The sequence below is a fragment of the Vibrio injensis genome, assembly GCF_001895205.1.
Taxonomy (GTDB): Bacteria; Pseudomonadota; Gammaproteobacteria; order Enterobacterales; family Vibrionaceae; genus Vibrio; species Vibrio injensis.
In genome coordinates this window covers 559,133-582,779 of the sequence record NZ_BDJF01000027.1, presented here as the reverse complement: position 1 = coordinate 582,779, position 23,647 = coordinate 559,133, and the positions used below count along the sequence as shown (strand labels likewise).

At 44.0% G+C, this 23,647-nt stretch carries 17 protein-coding genes; 11 read left to right on the top strand and 6 right to left on the bottom strand.

Going from position 1 to position 23,647, the window contains the following annotated elements:
• The first annotated feature begins 214 nt into the window (after positions 1 to 214).
• The 6 genes from hsdR to BSR11_RS14570 all read left to right on the top strand — a co-directional run bounded on the left by hsdR (position 215) and on the right by BSR11_RS14570 (position 9,728).
• Positions 215 to 2,659, top strand: a complete 2,445-nt coding sequence (gene hsdR, locus BSR11_RS14595) for an EcoAI/FtnUII family type I restriction enzme subunit R (RefSeq protein ID WP_072671225.1) — start codon at positions 215 to 217, stop codon at positions 2,657 to 2,659.
• 56 nt (positions 2,660 to 2,715) lie between these two features.
• Entirely contained in the window at positions 2,716 to 4,002 is a 1,287-nt protein-coding gene (locus BSR11_RS14590) for a nucleotidyltransferase domain-containing protein (protein ID WP_072671062.1), read from the top strand.
• A 3-nt stretch (positions 4,003 to 4,005) separates the two neighbouring features.
• Positions 4,006 to 5,331, top strand: a complete 1,326-nt coding sequence (locus BSR11_RS14585; RefSeq protein WP_072671061.1) for an MATE family Na+-driven efflux transporter — start codon at positions 4,006 to 4,008, stop codon at positions 5,329 to 5,331.
• Between the two features lie 139 nt (positions 5,332 to 5,470).
• Positions 5,471 to 6,961 carry an N-6 DNA methylase gene (locus tag BSR11_RS14580; RefSeq protein WP_072671060.1) on the top strand — a complete coding sequence of 497 codons (1,491 nt, stop codon included), beginning with the start codon at positions 5,471 to 5,473 and terminating at the stop codon, positions 6,959 to 6,961.
• On the top strand, positions 6,961 to 8,730 hold the full coding sequence (locus tag BSR11_RS14575) for a restriction endonuclease subunit S (RefSeq protein ID WP_072671059.1): 1,770 nt from the start codon (positions 6,961 to 6,963) through the stop codon (positions 8,728 to 8,730). Before BSR11_RS14580 ends, BSR11_RS14575 begins: the two co-directional genes overlap by 1 nt.
• Positions 8,731 to 8,732: 2 nt before the next feature.
• Positions 8,733 to 9,728, top strand: a complete 996-nt coding sequence (locus BSR11_RS14570; RefSeq protein WP_072671058.1) for a PDDEXK family nuclease — start codon at positions 8,733 to 8,735, stop codon at positions 9,726 to 9,728.
• A 174-nt stretch (positions 9,729 to 9,902) separates the two neighbouring features.
• On the opposite strand, the gene BSR11_RS14565 is transcribed toward BSR11_RS14570, so the two are convergent.
• Positions 9,903 to 10,103, bottom strand: coding sequence for a hypothetical protein (locus BSR11_RS14565; protein WP_139299853.1), 201 nt, complete (start codon positions 10,101 to 10,103; stop codon positions 9,903 to 9,905).
• A 130-nt stretch (positions 10,104 to 10,233) separates the two neighbouring features.
• On the opposite strand from BSR11_RS14565, the gene BSR11_RS14560 reads away from it, so the two are divergent.
• Positions 10,234 to 11,538 carry an inosine/guanosine kinase gene (locus BSR11_RS14560; RefSeq protein ID WP_072671056.1) on the top strand — a complete coding sequence of 435 codons (1,305 nt, stop codon included), beginning with the start codon at positions 10,234 to 10,236 and terminating at the stop codon, positions 11,536 to 11,538.
• Between the two features lie 272 nt (positions 11,539 to 11,810).
• Entirely contained in the window at positions 11,811 to 13,508 is a 1,698-nt protein-coding gene (locus BSR11_RS14555) for an EAL domain-containing protein (RefSeq protein WP_072671055.1), read from the top strand.
• 5 nt (positions 13,509 to 13,513) lie between these two features.
• Here BSR11_RS14555 and BSR11_RS14550 read toward each other — a convergent pair whose 3' ends face one another.
• From BSR11_RS14550 to BSR11_RS14540, 3 genes are all read right to left on the bottom strand, one after another.
• Positions 13,514 to 14,620, bottom strand: coding sequence for a S1 family peptidase (locus BSR11_RS14550; protein WP_072671054.1), 1,107 nt, complete (start codon positions 14,618 to 14,620; stop codon positions 13,514 to 13,516).
• 347 nt (positions 14,621 to 14,967) lie between these two features.
• Complete coding sequence (gene gcvT / locus BSR11_RS14545) at positions 14,968 to 16,101, bottom strand: glycine cleavage system aminomethyltransferase GcvT (protein ID WP_072671053.1); 1,134 nt, start codon at positions 16,099 to 16,101, stop codon at positions 14,968 to 14,970.
• 234 nt (positions 16,102 to 16,335) lie between these two features.
• The gene (locus BSR11_RS14540; protein ID WP_072671052.1) at positions 16,336 to 16,959 is read right to left on the bottom strand and encodes a helix-turn-helix domain-containing protein; all 624 of its coding nucleotides are present in this window, start codon (positions 16,957 to 16,959) and stop codon (positions 16,336 to 16,338) included.
• A 324-nt stretch (positions 16,960 to 17,283) separates the two neighbouring features.
• Between BSR11_RS14540 and gcvH the strand changes: the two genes are divergently transcribed.
• The 3 genes from gcvH to BSR11_RS14525 all read left to right on the top strand — a co-directional run bounded on the left by gcvH (position 17,284) and on the right by BSR11_RS14525 (position 21,135).
• Entirely contained in the window at positions 17,284 to 17,664 is a 381-nt protein-coding gene (gene gcvH / locus BSR11_RS14535; RefSeq protein WP_072671051.1) for a glycine cleavage system protein GcvH, read from the top strand.
• Between the two features lie 191 nt (positions 17,665 to 17,855).
• The gene (gene gcvP / locus BSR11_RS14530; RefSeq protein WP_072671050.1) at positions 17,856 to 20,720 is read left to right on the top strand and encodes an aminomethyl-transferring glycine dehydrogenase; all 2,865 of its coding nucleotides are present in this window, start codon (positions 17,856 to 17,858) and stop codon (positions 20,718 to 20,720) included.
• 178 nt (positions 20,721 to 20,898) lie between these two features.
• Complete coding sequence (locus BSR11_RS14525) at positions 20,899 to 21,135, top strand: RNA recognition motif domain-containing protein (protein ID WP_072671049.1); 237 nt, start codon at positions 20,899 to 20,901, stop codon at positions 21,133 to 21,135.
• A gap of 343 nt (positions 21,136 to 21,478) precedes the next feature.
• Here the strand turns inward: BSR11_RS14525 and BSR11_RS14520 are convergent, their stop codons facing one another.
• Positions 21,479 to 22,672: an acetate/propionate family kinase gene (locus BSR11_RS14520; RefSeq protein ID WP_072671048.1), complete on the bottom strand. Its 1,194-nt coding sequence runs from the start codon at positions 22,670 to 22,672 to the stop codon at positions 21,479 to 21,481.
• A 210-nt stretch (positions 22,673 to 22,882) separates the two neighbouring features.
• Positions 22,883 to 23,644: an iron chelate ABC transporter ATP-binding protein VctC gene (gene vctC, locus BSR11_RS14515; RefSeq protein ID WP_072671047.1), complete on the bottom strand. Its 762-nt coding sequence runs from the start codon at positions 23,642 to 23,644 to the stop codon at positions 22,883 to 22,885.
• Positions 23,645 to 23,647 lie beyond the last annotated feature (3 nt).

The following is a 23,647-nucleotide window of genomic DNA, read 5'->3' as shown; positions in this document are numbered from 1 at the left end:
AACACACCTTGTAGTGGTAAATACCGAGTCTCTAGGGTCTGTTTAACTGACTTCCCGTTATGCTCTATTGCATAACGGGATAACTATTTCCACGAATAGCCTCGGGCATCTCACCCATACCGTTACCCACTTCACTGATAAGTCAGTATCTTTTCTGCTTTTATGCATCTTTTGGTATAGTCATGAAATGCATTGTACTGGGCTGGCTAATCGCATGGAATCGACAATAAATAAATCAAGGCTATCTGAAACCGACATCATCACGAAATTCATTCTTCCTGCTATCAAAGATGCGGGATGGGATGATATGTCTCAAATTCGTCAAGAAGTTAAACTGCGTGATGGTAAAGTCATTGTTCGTGGTCAAGCAGCCGCGAGGAAAAAGGTTAAGTCTGCGGACATCGTCCTTTACTATAAACCGAGCATGCCTCTAGCCGTTGTCGAAGCAAAAGCGAACAAGCATGAAGTCGGCAAAGGTATGCAGCAAGGCCTTGATTACGCCAGCTTACTTGAAGTCCCTTTTGTCTTTGCCTCAAATGGCGATGGTTTTATCTTCCACGACAAAACCAACTCAGCTCAACTCGAAACTGAGATCCGACTTGAAGACTTCCCAACACCTCAGCAACTATGGGACAAGTACTGCGTTTGGAAAGACTACAAAACCGAGCACCTTCCAGTCATTACTCAAGATTACCATGATGATGGTAGCGGTAAGTCTCCGCGCTACTACCAGCTACAAGCGATAAACAAAACCGTGGAAGCAGTAGCAGCAGGACAGGATAGAGTGCTGCTGGTTATGGCAACAGGTACGGGCAAAACTTACACTGCATTCCAGATTATTTGGCGACTGTGGAAGTCCCGAGCTAAAAAACACATCCTGTTTTTGGCGGACAGAAACATTCTGGTCGATCAAACCAAAACCAACGATTTCCAGCCGTTTGGCCCCGCTATGACCAAAGTCACTGGTCGAACAGTCGATCCCGCTTACGAAATCCATCTAGCTCTGTATCAAGCTCTAACTGGTCCAGAAGAGCACCAAAAGGCATTCAAACAAGTTGCCCCTGATTTCTTTGACTTGATTGTTGTTGACGAGTGTCACCGTGGCAGCGCCGCTGAGGACAGCGCATGGCGTGAGATCCTTGAGTATTTCGCTTCAGCGACTCAAATCGGGCTAACCGCGACACCAAAAGAAACCGATATCGTCTCTAACACAGAATACTTTGGTGATGCGCTTTATACCTATTCGCTTAAGCAAGGTATTGAAGACGGCTTCCTAGCTCCTTACAAAGTTGTACGTGTCGATATCGATGTAGATTTACAAGGTTGGCGACCAACCAAAGGGCAAATCGATAAACATGGTGAAGTGATCGAAGACAGGATCTATAACCAGAAAGACTTCGACAGAACCATGGTCATTGATGAGCGAACAGAACTGGTTGCGCAGATCATCACCAGCTACCTCAAGCACACCGACCCGATGGCTAAAACCATTGTGTTCTGTAATGACATTGACCACGCAGAGCGTATGCGTCGAGCGCTGATCAACTGCAACCCCGAGCAAGTGGCTAAAAATGAAAAATACGTAATGAAAATTACAGGTGATGATGAAATCGGCAAAGCTCAGCTTGATAACTTCATCAACCCCAAAAAGGCTTACCCTGTTATCGCGACCACCTCAGAACTCATGACAACAGGTGTCGATGCAAAAACTTGCAAACTGGTTGTGCTTGACCAGGGCATTCAGTCGATGACTAAGTTTAAGCAGATCATCGGTCGTGGTACTCGTATTGATGATCGTTACGGAAAGCTATGGTTTACCATTCTCGACTTCAAAAAGGCGACTGAACTGTTCGCTGATGAGCGCTTTGATGGTGTCCCTGAGCGAGTAAAAGAGACAAAACCAGAAGACTTCGATACCGATGCAGGAATCGATGAGATCATCGATGGTGAGGATGAACTTGAACAAGATGATCCTTTTGAAGGGGAAGATATCGACCCTGAAAGCATCCATGAACCAGAAGCTCCATACGACTTAGGTTCATCTCCTTCTGACGGTAGCAATGCCGATGATGATTGGCAGGATGAAAACCGAGTTAGAAAGTTCCATGTCAACGGTGTAACAGTGAAAGCCATTGCCGAGCGTGTTCAATACTACGATGCCGATGGTAAACTCGTAACCGAATCGTTCAAAGACTACACCCGCAAGACAATGGCAAAACAGTTCTCCTCAATGGATGACTTTGTTAAGCGCTGGCAAGATGCCGATAAAAAGCAAGCAATCATTGATGAACTGGCAGAGGAAGGCATTATCTGGGAAGCATTAGAGCTGGAAGTAGGCAAAGATCTCGACCCATTCGACATGATTTGTCATGTCGTGTATGACCAACCAGCACTCACCAGAAAAGAACGCGCTGATAACGTCAAAAAGCGCAACTACTTCACTAAGTACGGTGAAACGGCTCAGCAGGTGTTGAACAACTTACTAGACAAGTACGCAGATGAAGGCGTTCAAGAGATTGAAAATATTCATGTACTCAAAGTTAAGCCTTTTGATGAGATGGGACGCCCTGCTGAAATCGTCAAAAAGTGCTTTGGTGGAAAAGAGCAGTATTTAGAAGCGATTTCTGAATTGGAAGCTGAGATTTATCAATCAGCCTAATCACCATTAAAACCAAGCTAGAGTTTCTTCAGCTTGGTTAACAACCTCAAGTCACAATGCATATCTATATTTTTGGTAACCTAAATTCAGGCAAAACGACGTTAAGCCAACAAATACAAGGACGTTTGCCTGAGTTCACTTATTTATCATTAGATGAGTATCGAATTCGCTTTGGCGATGGAACCGAGCAAGGTGAGCAACTTGCTTGTGAGCATTTCCTTGCTGCGGTTAAACAACAGGAAAACGCGATTGTTGAATTTACAGGATACGGTCAAACGGCTAGCCTTCTTGCCAATCAATTAGATAGGAAAACAGGCATATTAATTTGTTGCACTAGAGATATTGAGCAGAGCATCAATTCAATTGATGACGAGAAATACTCAGAAATCCCTTACCCATCATCCTACAAAAAAATGCAAGCTGTTGATGAAGCTATTAGATTTTTGAAAGATACAACCATACCGATAGAACTAGAAACTCACTGGCAAAGACAGATTTGGCAATCTTACTGTTTTGACTTCTCTGATAACTTTGATGCCTTCTGGGCGGCCTTCCCATTATCTCAACACACTTGGATCAGTAAACTGAATAAAGTATTGAGCACAGATACAAGCGTACCTACAGTTCTACTTTACGGAAGCTTGGGGGCTAATCAGTTAACAAAGCGCTCCGATATCGATTTATTTATTCAGTCATCGATTCCGGTTCAGAGTTGGCATGAAAGACTCCTCAGATTGTTCGGTGAACAATTGGCTCATACCGATATTTTGGGGTCGAAAATCACGCTTAGAACACAAGACCGTTTGCTTATAGAAATCGTTATAGGCCAATCGCTGTCTGACATTTCTCTTTATTATCGCGAGTCACAAATCTACAACGTTCACTTCACTATTTTAAAGGGTGAGTTTGGCCTTACAGAACAATTAGACGCCGTTACCAAAACACATACAAGCGAGCGAAAACAAGCCAAAGAGTTGGCCGCTCAGGTTTACTTTTTGTTTTGCTCCTTACCGAACCTTATCGCTAACAACGACAGTTACAAGTACCACTTTCACTGCTCTATCATCCAGCACTATTGTGTTCAGCTAGAACATTTATTGCTGAGTGAGTTTAAACACAATTACCTCCCCAAACATGTCGCTACAACATTGATTGATTTCCCATGGCAAGTATTTAACTGCTCATCAACTCATATCAGTACAGTGCAATATACTGAACTTTATCAGTACCTAATCACACTGTTCGAACGGCTTAGAAAGAAACCACTGATTAAAAGTAATGGCTATTTCTCTGTGGAGAATCGCTTTCTCCACGAGATCCCTAGTGAAGATAACAAGGCTTAAACATTGAAAAATCATCAAATAAAGACAATCAACTTTCGCCTGTGGCTAGCGTTGGCTCTGACAAGCTTAATACCACTAATCTACTCTACTACACGAATCCATTTCTTGGGCAGCATCCCTAGCCCATGGACTTTTAGCATTGCAGCACAAGTTGCATGGCTAAATGTAGGATATGAAGTCCTCAGTGAAGCATTACTCATCCCTTTAGCATTTATTCTAGGCAGAGTGATTCATAGTAATGAAGCTTTTCGCGACCGAGCCAGTCTATCTCTTTTGGTTACCTTAGTTTGCTACTTTGTGGCGACCTTAATGGTTTTGTGGCTAGCCCCGAACTTTGTTGATGCTATGCAGCAACAGGCTGAATTATTGACCCAAACGATCCAATACATTCGATTGGAATCTGCCGCTATTTTGCTCTCCAGCTTCTATGCTTTTTTGTCTTTGGTTCTCGTCCTAAAAAATGAACGAAAAGCGCTGTATGGCCTTCTAGTAGTACAAACGATCATGACTGTCCTTTGTGACAGCGTCTTCGTCAGTCAACTACCTTACTCCCTTCAGTTAGGAGTGAATGGTATTGCTTTAAGTAATATCGTGGTCAATAGTCTTCTCGCGCTGTTTGCCCTGATTTATTTATCGAAATCAGGGATCACTCTCAGCTTCAAGTTTTCTAAAGCAGATCAATCGCAATGGCTCAAAGAATGGGCAAAGATTGGATGGAAGTCAGGGCTTGAGTCAATCGTGCGAAATACTGCCTTTATTGTCATGATTCTTCAGCTTATTAACCAAGTACAACAAGCGGGAACATTCTGGGTTGCTAATCAATTTATTTGGGGCTGGCTACTACTTCCCGTTTTGACATTAGGACAACTGGTTAAGCAAGATGCTGCGACAAACAATGGGTTAACATCTGAGAGAGTCAATGGCTACCTTTGGATAACGCTGGGCATTATCGCTGTTTGGATACTCACCGCACCGTTTTGGAACAGCTTTATAGCCAATGTCATGGGGATAGAGAACCCAGAGTCAATCACCAGTCTAGTTTGGCTAATGGTTGGGTTCTATGTCATTTTCAGTTTAAACAATGTCATAGACAGTTACTTTTATGGTATTGGACGCACGGATTTAATGCTGTATCAATCACTTATCGTCAACACCTTCTTTTACGGTTGTGCTTTTGTGCTTTATCAAATCGGTATCTTTGTCCCTACGCTTGAACGAATCGCCATAATGTTCGGCTTGGGCATTACTGCTGATGCGCTAATCACTTGGGTGTTGTACCTTGCCTTACGGAGCAAAGAGAGCATGAATCAACAACCAGTAAGACATTGATTTATATATTTATCATAGATATAAACGCCCACTAACCTCCACCGTTATTGGGCATCACCTCTCCCCTTTTCAGTACTCACATTGACGTAGAAATGCTATACTCAGCCCCAATTTTTCAGTCAGTTAGTAGTAGAACTCCATGTCAATCAGTTCAGTTATCAAGTCTATTCAAGACATCATGCGTAAAGACGCGGGTGTTGATGGTGACGCGCAGCGTCTAGGCCAAATGTCTTGGCTTTTATTCCTTAAAGTGTTTGATGCTCAAGAGGAAGAGCTAGAGTTCGAGTTAGATGATTACCGCGCCCCCATCCCAGCCAAGTACCTATGGCGCAACTGGGCGGCAGATAATCAAGGCATTACAGGTGACGAGCTGCTGGAATTCATCAATGATGACCTATTCCCGACATTAAAAAACCTAACCGCACCGAAAGACACCAACCCACGCGGTTTCGTGGTGAAAGAAGCCTTTAGTGATGCCTTCAACTACATGAAAAATGGCACACTGCTGCGCCAAGTGATTAACAAGCTCAACGAAATCGACTTTACTGACTCTAAAGAACGCCACCTGTTTGGTGATATTTACGAGCAAATCCTACGCGACCTACAAAGCGCAGGGAATGCAGGTGAGTTCTACACCCCTCGCGCGGTGACTCGCTTTATCGTCAATCGTCTTGACCCTAAACTGGGTGATCAGATTATGGATCCCGCCTGCGGCACGGGGGGATTCCTGGCTTGCTCGTTCGATCACGTCAAAGAGAACTACGTGACAAGCGCAGCCGACCACCAAACGCTGCAAAAGCAAATTCATGGTGTGGAGAAGAAACAACTGCCACATTTGCTGTGTATCACCAATATGATGCTCCACGGTATCGAAGTCCCTGTGCAGATCAAGCATGGCAACACGCTTAACAAGCCGCTTTCAAACTGGGACAGCAATATCAATGTGATTGCGACTAACCCACCGTTTGGCGGCACCGAAGAAGATGGGATTGAAAAGAACTTCCCTGCCGAAATGCAAACCCGCGAAACGGCTGACTTGTTCTTGCAGCTTATTGTCGAAGTATTGGATAAAGAGGGTCGCGCTGGTGTGGTGTTGCCTGATGGCACCTTGTTTGGTGAAGGCGTAAAAACCAAAATCAAAAAGATGCTGACGGAAGAGTGTAACCTGCACACGATTGTTCGCTTACCTAATGGCGTATTCAACCCATACACGGGTATTAAGACCAACATTCTGTTCTTTACCAAAGGCCAGCCGACTAAAGAAGTGTGGTTCTATGAGCACCCTTACCCAGAAGGTGTGAAGAACTACAGCAAAACCAAACCAATGAAGTTTGAGGAGTTCCAGCAAGAGATCGATTGGTGGGGTAACGAGGCTGATGGATTCGCTAGCCGCATCGAGACCAAGCAAGCTTGGAAAGTGTCGATTGAGGAGATCATCGAGCGCAACTTTAACCTTGATATTAAAAACCCGTATCAGGACGAAGTCGTCAGCCATGATCCTGAAAAGTTACTGGCGAACTATCAGCAGCAACAACAAGACATTAAAGCCCTGCGTGACCAACTGAAAGGTATTCTCGGTGATGCGCTTAGCTCTACCATTCAAGGTAAAAAGCAAGGTGGAGCACAATAATGGCTGTAGAAAACCTAATCACCGAGCATATTGATATTTGGACTTCGGCAGTAAAGACCAGATCGACCTCTGGTCGTGGCAGCAGCAAGAAACTAGAGCTTTACGGTGTTAAGAAGCTGCGTGAGCTGATCTTAGAGTTAGCGGTGCGAGGCAAGCTTGTTCCTCAAGATGCTAATGATGAGCCAGCTTCAGCGTTACTTGAACGCATTGCGCAAGAAAAGGCTCAATTGGTCAAAGACAAGAAGATCAAAAAAACAAAGCCTCTATCAAGCGTTAAAGAGCAGGAAAAGACATTTGATATACCAAGAGGTTGGTCGTGGACTCGAATCGGCTTAATAACAACATTTGTTAATGGCTTTGCTTTCAAGAGTTCGAGCTTCCAAGACTCTGGAGTAGGTATAGTAAAAATTGGTGATATTTCATTTGCTGGTGAGCTTACACCCAACACAATGTCTCGAGTTGATACTAGTGTAATCAAGGATCTTGATCCATCGCTCCGAGTTAATCGAGGCGACATGGTTATTGCAATGTCAGGGGCAACTACTGGTAAAGTAGGTTTCAATACAACAAATGAAGTATTCTACTTAAATCAGAGGGTTGGAAAGTTCATCCCGCATCAAATTGATTTGGATTATCTGTTTTTTCCATTAACTACAAAAATTGCAGAAAATCTAGAAAAATCATTAGGTAGTGCAATTCCAAATTTAAGTACAGGACAGATCAATGACATCGTAATTGCTCTGCCTCCGCTTCAAGAGCAACACCGTATCGTCGCCAAAGTCGATGAACTAATGGCGCTCTGCGACCAGCTAGAGCAACAAACCGAAAGCAGTATCGAAGTACACCAAGTGCTGGTAACAACGCTGTTGGACACACTCACCAACTCCGCCGATGCTGACGAGTTAATGCAAAACTGGGCGCGAATCAGTGAGCATTTCGATACCTTATTCACCACTGAAGCGAGTATCGACCAGCTTAAACAAACCATCCTCCAACTGGCGGTGATGGGTAAGTTGGTTCCGCAAGATCCAAGCGATGAACCTGCTGCTGAGTTACTGAAAAGAATCGCGGAAGAAAAAGCGCAGTTAGTCAAAGAGAAGAAAATTAAAAAGGAAAAAGCGCTACCGCCGATTGCTGAAGATGAAAAGCCATTTGAACTTCCGAGTGGGTGGGAATGGTGTCGATTAGGGGACTTGGAACTAAGCTCGGAAGCGGGATGGAGTCCGAAATGTTTGGACACACCCAGATCTGAAGATAACTGGGGGGTTCTTAAAGTTAGCGCAGTAACTTGGAACCAGTATAATCCTATGGAAAACAAAGAACTACCAAACTCTCTTGCACCACGAGAACACCTTGAGGTTCAAGATGGCGATTTCCTTATTTCACGAGCAAACACCGCTGATTTAGTAGCAAAAGCAGTTATTGTACCTAACGATTCGCCTACGCACCTAATGATGAGTGATAAAATAATTCGCTTTCGGTTTTCAGATAAAGTGAGCAGCCATTACATTAATTTATTCAACAACTCCCAATTTGCTCGAAATTACTATTCACAAGTAGCTGGCGGCACCAGTAGCTCAATGAAAAATGTATCAAGAGAGCAAATTAAGAACTTATTGATTTGCCTTCCTCCAGTTGCAACTCAAACAGCAATTATTGATATCGTGGGTTGTTTTTTCGATATATGCGAGCAATTAAAGCAAAAGGTTCAAGAAAACCAAATCACTCAATTTCAACTTACCGATGCAATTGTTGAACAAGCAGTATAACCATGAGCCTTTACAATATCGCCAATAAAAACCTCACCGCACTGACACCGACCACTTTTGCAGCCGAAGGGCTGCAAGAACGGCACGATTTACAAGAAGCGCTGAAAGGCTGTATTGATGCCATCGCGCCTGATTGTTTGGTGATATCAGAAGAGTTTTCTGATTGGGAAGACAGCCGTCGCCGTATTGATCTGTTAGCCATCGATAAAAACGCCAACTTAGTGGTCATTGAGCTTAAACGGGATGAAATCGGTGCGCACATGGAACTGCAAGCGCTGCGCTATGCTGCAATGATCTCTACCATGACGTTCGACAAAGCGTGCGACTACTATGCCCAGTACCTGAAGAAAGAAGGTCAAGAGGTTGACGCCCGCGAAGCCATTCTGGAGTTTGTCGATCTTGATGAAAACAGCTTGGATGACTTTGGTAACGATGTTCGGATCGTTTTAGCCTCAGCAGACTTCGGTAAAGAACTCACCACTTCTGTCTTGTGGCTGCGTGACAAAGGCATCGATATCAGTTGTGTGCGCCTCACGCCCTATCGCTACAAAGAGGATGTACTGATCAATGCCGAACAGATCATCCCTGTACCCGAGGTAGAAGAGTATCAGGTAAAGTTCCGCGAGAAGCGTGCCGAGCAGCGCACAAGCGTTCAAAAAGGCGAAAAAGATTACTCAGAGTATCGCTATAACGGCCATATCTATAAAAAGCGACACCTAGCGCTAGCGTTAGTCACGGACTGGATCGAGAAACATCAGCCACAAAGCTTGAATGATGTACTCAACGCATTTAACGAGCCAGTAAGACGACGCATTGCCATCCTAGCGGATGATATCCCTCAAGGTAGAATTCGCCGTTTCCACAGCGATGAAGATGCGCTGATTACGTTGCCTAACGACGAGGTGATAGCCATCACCAACCAGTGGAGCCTCAGGAGTATAACTCGATTGATTCACTTTGCAGAGCAAAGTGGCATGGTTGTAGAGAAAGCAGACTGATTTTGTTGGTCAAAATTCCAAGTATCAAGCTTCGAGTAGTACATAGTTCTCCTCGAAGCTTTTTTATTTGTTAATCAAATACCCCATCTTTACTATTTTAAGATTAGGATAAGAACATTGTTCCGAGTACAGTTCAGTGCACTATCGAGATGGTTGATCACATCAAAACAGGCGTTACTTAAAAGCTAGCGTGAGATAAGGCAATACATACGCTTTAAGCTTAGACTCTATCTGTTCCACTGTTTTTAGTTGATCTGGTAGAACATTGTTCATAGGTGTTTCAACATCTATAACAGTGACAAATCCACTCAACCACCCGTGGCTCATACGACGCCTTAGAGATAGATAAACTTTAGCGATGGTTTTATCGTCCATAAGAGCAACCATCGTGCAGATGATTGCTCTTTCGCTTCTTATTGGCATTCGTAACAATGCAAATATTATAAATTGTTTCATCTTTTTGTGATAATATTCGCGAAACTGTTCCTTACCTATGACTCTGGATATGAAGTTTCCCGGACAACGCAAATCGAAACACTACTTCCCCACTCACGCTCGTGATCCGCTTGTAAACCAAATGCAACCGACCCCTAAGTTACGCCACCCTACGGTAGTTGGCGTGGGGCAAACGATTGTCGATATTGAAGCCAGAGTTGATGATGCTTTTTTAGCCAAATATCAATTAAGCAAAGGGCATTCTTTAGTGCTTGAAGAGCGTCAAGCCGATGCTCTTTACGACGAGTTAGTTGAGCGTAAACTGATCACCCATTTATATCCGGGAGACACGATAGGTAACACTCTGCATAACTACTCGGTATTAGCAGACAGCAAGTCCGTACTACTTGGTGTGATGTCTAAAAATATCGAAGTAAGCTCTTATGCCTATCGATACTTATGTCAAACCTCTTCGCGGATGAATTTGAACCATCTACAAACGGTCGATGGTCCAATTGGTCGTTGTTATACCTTGATTTCAGAAGACGGCGAAAGAACCTTCGCGATCAATGAAGGGCAAATGAATCAGCTTCGTCCTGAAAGTATCCCTGAAGAAGTGTTTGCTCGCGCCTCGGCTTTAGTCGTCTCGTCATATCTCATGCGCGGCAAAGCTGATGATCCGATGCCACAAGCGGTACAACGTGCCATTGAACTAGCAAAAGCGCATCATGTCCCTGTTGTTTTAACTCTAGGGACGAAATATGTCATCGAAGGTAATCAAACTTGGTGGCAAGAGTATCTTAAGCAACATGTCACCGTCTTAGCGATGAATGAAGAAGAAGGGGAAGCCTTAACCGGAGAGAAAGATCCGCTCTTAGCTGCCAACAAAACGTTAGATTGGGTAGATTTAGTGTTGTGTACTGCCGGTCCGGTTGGATTATACATGGCAGGTTATGTCGATGACTCAGCAAAACGCGATACTGAACTACCATTGCTGCCCGGTAATATTCCTGAGTTTAACCGCTATGAATTTAGCCGTGCGATGCGTAAAAAAGATTGTCAACAACCAGTAAAAGTATACTCGCATATTGGCCCCTATTTAGGCGGACCGTTAGAAATCAAAAATACTAATGGTGCCGGCGATGGTGCGCTTTCCGCTTTACTGCATGATATGGCCGCTAACCGCTATCATCAAAATAATGTGCCTAACTCAGCAAAACATGCGTTACCTTATTTGACTTATTCATCACTTTCACAGATTTGTCGGTATGCCAACCGAGTCAGCTATGAAGTATTAACGCAGCACTCACCTCGCCTATCCCGCTCACTGCCCGAGCGTGAAGACAGCTTAGAAGAAGCGTATTGGGATCGTTAATCTCTCTCATACAGCGTCGTCGCTAATAAAAAATCACCGATGATAGAAGAGACATCATCATTTTGACCACAGTTGGGATTAACCTAGCTGTGGTCAATTTCATCTAACCGACTCATCATACATTACTTTGTACTCAAGAAGACGCATCGAGATTTCCTTAATTATCACAAATTTGACTTATAACTGACTGATAATACACATTGTTAATTGAGCGCTACTGAGCGACACGTTATAGTAGGTTACGGATAACAATTAAGATCAGGTGTACTGGCATGTTGTTGACAGAAGAAAACACTATCGAACCAACCCATTCAGTTCTCAGTCGTCACCAACAGCGTTTGATTCATATCTTTGATATCTTTAGTGAAGGTATTTTCCATATGGACCAACAGGGAACCATGACTTTTTATAATCCGAGTTTTTATCAGCAATTTGGTTTTTTTTCAGCCACCATTGCTTTAGAAGATTGGATGGCGTTGGTTCACCCACTCGATAGGATGGCACTAGAACAAAGAGTCGATGGTCATCTTAATCAGGAAAGTCGAGTCACTTCTGAATATCGCGCAAGAACCGTTGATGGTCGTTATATCTGGTTACTGGGTACTGCGGTAACTAAAGTCGAAAACGGTGAAATGTTTATGGTCGGCAGTCACCGAGACATTTCTGAACAAAAAAAGATGACGTCTTTTCTGCAACAAGCGGCATTTTATGATGTCGTTTCCGGGATGCCGAACACCACCAAGCTATTACGAGACATCGATGATGCCAAACGTGCTGCATCGCCAGCCACACTGATGTATATTCAAATTGAAGACATTAAATCCTACCTAAATCAGTACAGTGCTGAAGTCATTCAACATATCCTGCATCATATGCATAATGCGTTGAGTAATCTTATCCATCATCACTCGACACTGTATCGCGTACGTTCCGACGATTTTGCAATTTTATTACGTCAACCAATTTCAGACCAAGACTTACCGCAGCTATGCCAATCGATTCTTGAGCGTTACTCTCACTCCGCTCAAGAGCAAGGTCACCTATTGGGTGATCGAATGAACATTGGTGTTTTACCGCATTTTTCAGATCAACTCAGCGCGGTACAAATTCTCAATATTGCGGCACAAACCTGTCAGTATGCGGGAGAAAAAAGTCGCTCAAGAATCGAGATTTACGCAGGAAAAACTCAGCATACGGTGGATCGCTACTTTTTTATTGAACGCGGTTTAAAAGAAGCCTTATGTCATCACTCTTTATCGGTTAAATTTCAACCCATTATTCATGCGCAAACTGGTAAAGTCGCCAGTTTCGAAGCTTTAGTTCGTTGGCGATCGTCCGAGTTTGGTGAGATTTATCCAGATGAATTTATCCCTGTAGCAGAAAAAAAGGGGCTGATCACGGAGTTAGGTTATCAAGTCTTTGAAAAAGCTTGTCAGTTTATTCATCGTTACCATTTTCAACATGGCTCAAGTACGCGAGTAAACGTCAATGTGTCTGTTTTGCAACTGCTTAACAGCAATTTCCCTGCCAATATAAAAATGATGGCCGATGCGGCGGGGGTCTGCCCTTCATCCATCGTACTTGAGCTGACCGAAACCGTGATATTGGACGGCAACCGACATGCTTTAAATCAACTGAATACACTCAGTAAGATGGGTTTTCAACTGTCACTGGATGATTTTGGCGCTGGCTTAAGTTCCATTTATAGCTTCTTTGATTTGCCCCTAAATCAAATCAAAATTGATCGAACAATGGCTTTGAAAACACTGACTAATACCGCCTCTGAAGAGTATTTACGATTTATTGTTCAGCTATGCCGCTCAAGAGGCATGGATATTGTGATTGAAGGGATAGAAAACAGCGCAATGCAGCAAAAGTTTTGCCAAATGGGGGTCAACTATCTACAAGGTTACTGGTTCTCTAAACCCCTTTCTTTAGCTACCGCCAGCCGCTATACCCTACTCAACTAAACGTATCACTTCCTCGTTTGCTGATAACGCGCGTACCCTAAAAGCAAGAGTAGGACGCTGAACCAGCCATCAATCCCCCCACCTCCCGAAGCGTTCGGTGATGCTATACTTCCTGAGTCTGCAGCAATAGGCGCAGGTGAAACCGATGAACTACCGCTCCCCGCTAAAAACGCTAAACGCGCCTCTTCTGTAACAAGATAGTTAGCCGTCAGCTGTCCATTTAGTACTTGATCTATCCATTCACGGTAACCATAAATCTCCGTAAATACGGAGGTAACCTGTGATTGTGGAAAACCTACGCCACATTCTGCAGGACCAAAGCTTGTGATGCCCACTTGCACCAAATGACCCGCATTATTCCAGTAGATAGGCCCTCCCGAATCCCCTTGACAAGTCCCATTAGCAAGACGGCTATCAGGATTAATGCCGTCCCCTTTAAAGCAGAGGTGATGGGGATTTAACGCTAACGCGAATGGCGTAATATCTAACTGACAACGAGCATTCGATACATAATACATAGTCGTAAACAATAATCGGTCATCTTCATCAAATCCTGAACGCGTATTACCGTGGCCGACCGCTTCAAAAATACCGTCATTTTCGTCATCATCACTGCCATTAAATCCGAGCCGATAAGCTTGGCTCGTCGGTCGATTCACAAACCCTTGCCCATTTAGCCCTCGCTCTAAACGGATGATCGCGATATCGTTTGCCCATAATGAGTTAACGGAATCATCGTAATTGGGATGATAGAAAAACGCTTCACCACGTACTGTGGTGATATTACCATTAGGAAAATCCGATTCATTATCCACTTGAGTTGCTACCGTAAACAGTAACCATGGAATATCTAACGATCCTCTTCCGTCAAACAAACAATGAGCAGCAGTCAAGACGTGTCGATCGTCAAGTAAGGTCCCACCACAAAAACTCGCCGCACTGTAGCGGCGATCATATTCAATACGATCATAAAATAAGCTAACGAATGAAGGATAAGTGGTAATCGTCGTCGGTTTACCATTTACGATACGTGGTGTCAGCTCAGCAAAAACCATTGAACTCATCAATAGCATGAGGCATAAAATAACCATCTGACTGGGTTTCTTTATCATAAACACCTCATGTATCTAGCGAAGTAAGCTAATTAAAGTGTAGTTCTAGATAACGGAATCAACCCAAAAAAACTTGATGCAGCAAGTGAATAGGAGGTCCCTCGGCCTCAACAAACAGAGGCCAATAATCAAATTAGAATCGGCGAACTGCTCCAACCTAACTTAGCGATGTAAATTGTAAGAAGGAAAGAGAAAAGAAAACTATTAGGCTAGTGGTAATTGGCAAACAATTACCGAGTGAGTCATTGAAAAATTAAGGCGTTTGAGCGAAGAGAAAAAGAATAAAGCAGCATGGTCGCGCTGCTCTATTCTTAACATTAACCGAGAAGAGATAAGTCAATAATTCGCTATCCTCGATAATAGCGTTGTGGGACGAATGGCATCTTCTCAATCGTCATCGGCAGCATTTTACCACGGACTTCAGCAAACAACTCATGACCAATCACCGCTAGATCCGCTCGAACATACCCCATTGAAATGGGTTGCTCGGCTGTCGGGCCAACAGTGCCACTAGTCACGATACCGACTTTATTACCTTCAGCATCAAACAACTCTGTGCCTTCTCGAACAGGCGCTTTAGTTTGCCCCACTAACCCTATACGCTTACGAGCAACCTGTTTGCTCTCTATCTGTTTTAGAATAATTTCAGCGCCGGGAAACCCTCCGGCACGTTCGCCGCCGATACGCCGCACAGGTTGTATCGCCCATAATAGACTGGCTTCTACTGGCGTGGTGGTTTCATCCAAATCATGTCCATATAAACACAGACCACACTCCAAACGTAGCGAATCACGAGCACCAAGACCTATCCACTCGACGTCGGGATGCTCCGCTAATGCTTGTGCAAACACGACGGCTTGATCAGCCGGAACAGAAATTTCAAAGCCATCTTCCCCTGTGTAACCACTGCGACTGACAATGCATTCAATACCGTTGATCGATAAATTCTGAATATCCATAAAGCGCATCTGCTCAACAGCGGGTTGCCACTGAGCTAATATCATCGCCGCTTTCGGCCCTTGCAAGGCGAGCAACGCCCTATCTTCTAACACCTCTAATTCTACACCAGCAGGTAAATGCGCGGTTAAATGGGCAATATCCTGCGCTTTACAGGCCGCATTAACCACAAGGAAAAGATGATCACCTAAGTTAGCAACCATTAAATCATCTAAAATACCGCCTTGTGGGTTGGTAAAAATCGCATAGCGCTGCTTGCCAACGGGTAAATCAATGACATCAACCGGAACTAAACGCTCTAAAGCCGCCGCCGCATCCACACCATGTAAACGCAATTGCCCCATGTGTGAAACATCAAACAATCCAGCCGCTTGACGAGTATGTAAATGCTCTTTTTTTACACCTAGAGGGTATTGAACGGGCATATCATACCCAGCAAAAGACACCATTTTTGCGCCTAGTTCAACATGTACAGCATGCAAAGGGGTAGTCAGTAGCGAATTTGAGTGGGGTTGTTGATTCATTGTTTTCTCCATGTGGCGAATTGCCTATCAAGCCTGTTGATCGAGCGGTATCCAGAAAGTCTTCATCACGCTCCAGTGCTTAGCTTAAGTTTCCAATAATAAACAAGAAAAACAAGCATGCGCTTATTTTGATCATCGAACAAGTTTCATGCTCTGCATACTGCAATAATTAACACTTAGATCACAAACTGTTCATCGTCGCTTTCAACAAAATGACTGCTACGAATCGAACCGCTACTTTGCCGTAACCCACAAAATCAGAGCATCTTGCTCACTGACGGAAACTAACATATGCCCCATCGTCGCATCATAATAGACACTATCGCCCTCGCTAAGGGGCACCGGCTCATAAAACTCACTGTAAAACAGTACCTCACCGCTCAAAATCAGCAGAAATTCTTCACCGTCGTGCCTTACCCAATCTGGATAATCGCTAAAATCTCGAGCGCGGATGGTACTTTTGAACGGCATCATTTTTTTATTGGTCAACTGTGTTGCCAATAGCTCATGTTCATAAGTAGGCGTTGGATGTGGTTTCCCTAGTCCGCTACGGGTAATATCTCGACGGCCAGTAGCGATAATTTTCTTAGGTGGATCAAAAAGTTGTGGCATATCAATTTGCAAACCGTGGGCAAGCTTTTGCATGGCTTGAAAAGTCGGAGAAATCTGCTCATTCTCTATTTTACTCAATGTCGAGCGAGCCAGCCCCGTTCTCTGACTCGCCTCTTCTAGGGTGATGCCTAAATTCGCCCTCACTTGCTTGATGCGTGGCCCTAATTTAAGCGGCTCAATATTTTCTGCACGCTCTTCTTTAGCTAATGTCATGGATGGATACTCATCATGAATGGGCTCGGTCATGCTTTTTATCCTATGGTGTTATGCTGTCAAGAGCATTCATTGTGCATCAAGCTCTATGCATAAAAAAGAGCCACACGCGCGTAAAGCGTGCTTTAAGTAACAAAAATAGCACGCTTGTTTCCTATAGGAAATTTTTCATTGATTGTTGATTTAGCAAGGGGTATGTTACCAACATGTTAGTTAAGCAATCGTTTGGTTCAATGACGCTTAATAGCCTCAAAAAGAGCAGATTGGCTCAATTCAGTGAGCAAGCACACAAAAGTTCTTTTTGAACTATTGCACACTCGCTCGGCGAGCGTTCGCTACCAATTTGGAGAAAAAATAATGGATAAAACACTGAAGTTTACTGATAGCCATGAATGGGTGCGTGATAACGGAGATGGTACCGTCACGATTGGAATTTCAGAGCATGCTCAAGCGATGCTCGGTGATGTGGTGTTTGTCGAGTTACCTGAGCTCGAAAGTGAATATGATGCGGGAGATAATTTTTCCTTGGTGGAATCCGTCAAAGCAGCTTCTGATATTTACGCTCCGGTATCGGGCATAGTTATCGAAGTAAACGAAGATCTCGCCGAGCGTCCTGAACTTATCAATGAAGAACCTTATGAATCAGGCTGGATTGTTAAAATTAAAATGTCCGATGCCTCTGAACTCGATGATCTTAAAGACGCAGACGAATATCTCACTTTGATTGAAGAAGACTAGTTGTTCCAAGAAGCTGCCGCACAATAGGTCGAAGCCTCTTACTATGGTAGAAGCCAAGGCAGCTTTTTCAGCATCATCGTTATTCACTATAACCCGTCGATACCGATTATCTGTCAACGCTTATTTATATGATCGGCGTTGTTGAAGATGATGGTCAGCCACGCGACAGCTCTATCTATAGGTAAGGGAAAATGACCGAGTTACTGCACCGCCTAAGCACACAAAATGAATTTATTGCACGCCACAATGGACCACGCGTCGATGATCAACAGACTATGTTAGCGACTATTCAGGCTGAAAGTCTTGATGCGCTGATTAAGGAAACCGTCCCCGCTAACATTCGTTTAGAGGCCCCCCTTGATATTGGCGAGCCGCAAAGTGAAACCAATATGCTCGCGATGCTGAAAGCCTTTGCTCAACAAAATCAAATTAAACGTACTTTTATTGGTCAAGGTTACTACAACACCTTTACTCCTAATGTCATTTTGCGCAATGTGTTTGAAAACCCGGGGTGGTACACCGCTTATACTCCATATCAGCCTGAAATCTCTCAAGGTCGCTTAGAGTCGCTGCTTAACTATCAACAGATGATTATCGACTTAACGGGTATGGAGATCGCAAACGCTTCATTATTGGATGAAGCAACCGCCGCCGCAGAAGCCATGGCACTGTGTCATCGTGCTGGCAAAAGCAAAAGTAACGTCTTTTTTGTCGCGGACGATGTCCATCCACAGACTATTGAAGTGATCAAAACCCGAGCCGGATTTCTGGGCTTTGATGTCAAGGTGGCTCCCATCGAAAGCTTAGCGCAGCACGATGTGTTTGGTGCCTTACTGCAATACCCAAATACTCGCGGAGAAGTACGTGATTTAACCAATATCATCGAGCAAGCGCATGAGAATAAAACGCTGGTTACGGTGGCCACTGATTTACTGGCCAGTGTACTGCTTAAACCGGCTGGAGAGATGGGTGCGGATGTTGTGATTGGCTCAGCACAACGTTTTGGTGTGCCAATGGGATACGGTGGTCCTCATGCCGCGTTTATGGCAACTCGTGATGCTCACAAACGTACTATGCCTGGTCGAGTGATTGGGGTATCTATCGATGCCAAAGGCAATCAAGCGCTGCGCATGGCAATGCAAACTCGTGAACAGCATATTCGCCGTGAAAAAGCCACCTCAAATATTTGTACCGCTCAAGCACTTCTGGCGAACATGGCCGCTTTCTATGCGGTGTACCATGGTCCTGAAGGTTTAAAAACCATTGCGCGCAGAACCCATCACTTCACAGCCATTCTTGCTGCTGGGTTAATCAAAGCCGGTTATGAACTCGCCCACCATAGCTTCTTTGACACCCTAACCATCAATACTGGATCGGCAACAGAAAAACTTTATCAGCAAGCGCAACTAGCCGGAATGAATCTACGTAAATCGGCGCAGCAACTTGGTATTAGCTTGGATGAAACAACGACAGTTGAAGACATCAAAGCCCTATTTGACGTTTTTGCCGTTAACGAATCGATTGACGATTTATCGACCGCCATTACTGATAATGAATTAGCCGCGATTCCTGAATCTTGCCGCCGCCAATCAAGTTTCCTTACTCATCCTGTATTCAATACTCATCATAGCGAAACACAAATGCTGCGCTATATGAAGAAACTGGAGAATAAAGACTTCTCTTTGGTGCATGGTATGATCCCTCTTGGCAGTTGTACGATGAAGCTCAATGCTACCGCAGAGATGATCCCAGTCACTTGGCCAGAATTTGGCGCATTACACCCCTTCGCACCCAAAGAACAAGCGCAAGGTTACGCAGCATTAGCCAAAGATCTAAAACAAAAATTATGCGAAATCACCGGTTATGACGCCTTTTCACTGCAACCAAACTCTGGCGCATCTGGTGAATACGCGGGTCTGATTGCTATTCAGCGTTATCACCAAAGCCGTGGTGAAGGACACCGCGATGTCTGTTTAATCCCAAGTTCGGCTCACGGCACTAACCCAGCAACCGCTTCCATGTTATCGATGAAAGTGGTGGTTGTGAAATGCGATAATAATGGTAACGTTGATCTGACTGATCTAGCGGCGAAAATCGATAAACATCGAGCGAACCTGTCTGCGATTATGATCACCTATCCTTCGACTCATGGTGTCTATGAAGAACAAGTACGCCAAGTGTGTGAAATGGTGCACCAAGCTGGCGGCCAAGTGTATCTCGATGGCGCCAATATGAATGCACAAGTTGGCCTCACCTCTCCCGGTTTTATTGGTTCAGATGTATCGCACCTTAACCTACATAAAACCTTCTGTATTCCACACGGTGGCGGTGGTCCAGGTATGGGCCCTATTGGAGTAAAATCTCATTTAGCTCCGTTCTTACCTGGGCATATTGAAGGCGGTATCGAAGGCACAGAATATGCCGTCTCTGCTGCGGATTTAGGCAGTGCCTCCATTTTGCCTATTTCGTGGGCTTATATCACCATGATGGGAGCAACGGGATTAGAGCAAGCAACCAAGCTGGCGATTCTTAATGCCAACTATATTATGGAGCGCCTGCGTCCGCACTACTCTGTTTTATATCGTGGTCATAATGGTCGAGTAGCCCATGAGTGCATTATCGATATTCGTCCATTAAAAGAGCAAAGCGGCATCAGTGAAGAAGATATCGCTAAGCGCTTAATGGATTATGGCTTCCATGCGCCAACTATGTCGTTCCCGGTTGCGGGTACACTGATGGTTGAGCCAACCGAATCCGAAAGCTTAGCTGAAATCGATCGTTTCTGTGAGGCGATGATCGCTATTCGCCAAGAGATAGATAAAGTACAAACTGGCGAGTGGCCATTAGAAGATAACCCGCTAGTCAACGCACCGCATACACAAGTGGATTTAACCATTGAACAATGGTCGCATCCTTACTCTCGCGAAGTTGCTTGCTTCCCATCAGAGCACAGCAAAACCACCAAGTACTGGCCAACCGTCAACCGTGTCGATAACGTCTATGGCGATCGTAATCTGGTCTGTACTTGTCCAAGTATTGATAGTTACGAAGAGTAATAAACCGTTGTGGGTATTGATACCTAACAATGTACTAACTTGAAAATTCAATGGCGAGCTTAATAGCTCGCCTTTTATCACCTCTCATCGAGACAAACATCGTTAACACAAAGATTTCCTTGGTTTCGCCTTGAGAAACTGAGACAATATAGCGTCAATTCCTATAAGATTATTATTCATGAAACTGTTAGTTAGAAATTTATCCCGTACTACCACCGAACAAGACATCCGCGTTTTATTCTCTGCTTTTGGTGAAGTAAAAGCATGCAACTTGGTACTGGATCAAATCACTGGTCAATCAAAAGGCTTTGCCTTTGTCGAAATGCCGAACCTCGAAGAAGCCAAACAAGCCATCGCTAATCTCAATTTAAGCGATGTTCATAAAAGCAAGATTCGCGTTAAAAAAGCTGATTAAGTAGTTGCTTATAGATATAGCCATCCATAATTTATTTCGTATAGATCAATTTTATCACTGTATTTTGATAGCTTATTTTTCTTAACGCCACTATCAATCAGTGCTTTTCTGTCAAGTGGTATTATTAAAGTAAAGACGGCTTAATTTACTTCGATAATTGTGATTCCTGATGTAATCACCCATAACAAGCTAACGCTAACTTGGATAAACAAAAATAACTGCGGAAGTCGTGTAGTGAGCAATAGGTGTGTCGTCATTCACGTGCCTAATGATGGTCTATCCAACTGAAGAAGCAAAAAAGCGAGCACGAAGCTCGCTTTTCACTATCTTTTTTTACTATTCATTACAGCAATTCAATCGACTGCTGAGCAATTACAAATTCTTCATTAGTAGGTACAACAAGGGCTACTGCACCTAATGGTTCTGATCTGGCGATGCTCCCAGCATTACCAAAACGAGCCTGCTCATTACCTTGCTCATCTTCCACAAAACCAAGAATTTTTAAATTACGTAAGATTTCACGGCGGATAGGCAGAGCATTTTCACCAATACCACCGGTAAAAATAATTCCATCTAAAGAATCTAGGGCAGCAAGATAAGAAGCGATGTATTTAGCCACGCGGTAAGTAAACACTTGGAAGGCTAACGTCGCACCTTCGTGGCCTTGATCCATGGCTTCAAGGATACCACGCGCATCACTGGTTAAACCGGACACACCAAGGAAACCAGACGCTTTATTTAATGAGTTAAATACCTGCTCTTGCGTCCACCCTTTTTTTAACAAGAATTCGATAATCCCTGGGTCAAGGTCACCGCATCGGGTGCCCATCATCAAACCAGATAAGGGAGTAAAGCCCATACTGGTATCAACACTCTGACCATCTTTAATCGCACAAACGGATGCACCATTACCTAAATGAACAGAGATAAAACTGCTTTGTTCAATGGGCTTATTGAGCATTTTGGCCGCTTCACGACTGACGAAGTAATGGCTGGTACCATGAAAACCATATCGGCGAATACCAAATTCGGTATAAAGCGATTTAGCAATACCACCGGTGTAAGCCTTCGGTGGCATCGTTTGGTGGAAGGCGGTATCAAAAACCGCAAACTGTGGCAGCTCAGGAAAAGCATGCATCGCTGCACGCATACCAATTGCATGAGCTTTGTTATGCAGCGGAGCTAAATCACTCAACGCTTCGACTTCTTGTACGATTTTCTCATCTAACTTAACGGTTTTTGTGAACTTTTCGCCGCCATGAACGACGCGGTGCCCTATCGCCACCACCTCATCGATAAGACCGTAAGTTTTGACTAACTCAACCAGTTTTTCTACCGCTAACTGATGGTGGTTATTTTCACCTTGAATGGTGCAACTGGCTTTTTCTCCGTTACATTTCCAGCTCATTCGAGCATCATCCAGCCCAAAGCATTCACCGAGACCACTCAATACGGCATCACCCGTATTAGAATCAATAACCGCAAATTTCAGTGATGAGCTACCAGAGTTAATAACCAACACATACGAGTTCGACATGGGGAGTATCCTGTATTCGACTATGAGTTTGAAGCGTGCGCTTCTCTTTTTTCGTGCCACCCATTATTCAATAATTTTTGAATCTTTCAACTTTTGTTTTGTTGTTTTGCTCAGTTAAGCCGCTTCTTTTATTGATCTGTAACAAATAATCTATTCTTTTCTAGCGAGAAATATTTCTCTGCCCTTATTGGTCTTGATAAGGCCACCACCTTATGCAGTGTGGTAAAGACACATTCTCTTCCCTTCCAGCTCTAAGACTCGAAAAGGCGTTTCGTAAATGTCTTCTAATACTGAAGCTTGAATCACCTCTTCCACCGAACCACTGGCCACTACTATTCCCTTTTTTAGGGCAATAATCCGGTCGGAATAGCAAGAAGCAAAATTGATATCGTGAATAACCACCACGACCGCTTTGTTTAGATCATGCGCCAGACGGCGGATCGTTTCCATAATCTGCAGTGAGTGTTTAATATCTAAATTATTTAGCGGTTCATCCAAAAAAACACAATCGGTATCTTGGGCCATGACCATCGCAATAAACGCCAGTTGACGTTGACCACCACTCAATTCATCAAGGTACTTATGTTCCATGCTTTTTATATCAAGATAAGCAATCGCTTGATCAATAATAGCGTTATCCTCTACCGTGAGCTTACCTTGAGAATGTGGAAAACGCCCAAAAGCGATTAACTCACGTACGGTAAAGCGCATGGTCAGATTGTTGGCTTGACGTAAAACGGACAGTTTTTTGGCGAGGCTTTTGGTATCCCAATCCACCAATTCACGGCTTTCAATCCAAACCTTACCTTCATCACGTGACATTAAGCGGCTTGCCATTGATAACAAAGTGCTCTTGCCTGCCCCATTCGGGCCAATAATTGAGGTCACCTGGCCTTTCGAAAATTGCGCGCTCGCTTGATGAACCACAGCTTGAGAGCCGAAATACTTGGTCAGTTTGTCTAATTGAATCATAAC